We start from the raw sequence: 821 nt of genomic DNA, 5'->3' as shown, positions 1-821 counted from the left end.
AGCGATTCAGACTCAGATAGCGATAGCGATTCAGATTCTGATTCAGATAGCGACAGTGATTCAGACTCTGACTCAGATAGCGATAGCGACTCAGACTCAGATAGCGATAGCGACTCAGACTCAGACAGCGATTCAGACTCTGACAGCGATAGCGATTCAGATTCTGATTCAGATAGCGATAGCGACTCAGACTCAGACAGCGATTCAGACTCAGATAGCGACAGTGATTCAGACTCTGATTCAGATAGCGATAGCGACTCTGACTCAGACAGCGACAGCGACTCTGACTCAGACAGCGACAGCGATTCAGACTCAGATAGCGATAGCGACTCAGATTCAGACAGCGACAGCGATTCAGATTCTGATTCAGATAGCGACTCAGATTCAGACAGTGATTCAGACTCTGACTCAGATAGTGATTCAGACTCAGATTCAGATAGCGATTCAGACTCTGACTCTGACAGTGATAGCGACTCAGATTCAGACAGCGATTCAGATTCTGATTCAGATAGCGACAGCGACTCAGATTCAGATTCTGACAGCGACAGCGATTCAGATTCTGATTCAGATAGCGACAGTGATTCAGACTCTGACTCAGATAGCGATAGCGACTCAGACTCTGATTCAGACAGCGACTCAGATTCAGACTCAGATAGCGACTCAGACTCAGACAGCGACTCAGATTCAGATAGCGATTCAGACTCTGACAGCGATAGCGATTCAGATTCTGATTCAGATAGCGATAGCGACTCTGACTCAGACAGCGACAGCGACTCTGACTCAGACAGCGACAGCGATTCAGACTCAGATAGCGATAGCGA

Annotated in this window: 1 protein-coding gene; it reads left to right on the top strand. The window is 47.5% G+C overall.

What is annotated here, in order from left to right; translation table 11 throughout:
* A partial coding sequence (locus tag AC2FB1_RS11060) for a hypothetical protein (protein ID WP_490675270.1) occupies positions 1-821 on the top strand: 821 nt, incomplete at both ends.

This window comes from Staphylococcus sp. CoH_129_LAB_1, assembly GCF_058191515.1.
Note: the sequence above shows the minus strand (reverse complement) of the source record. Positions and strands in the feature narration are given on the sequence as shown.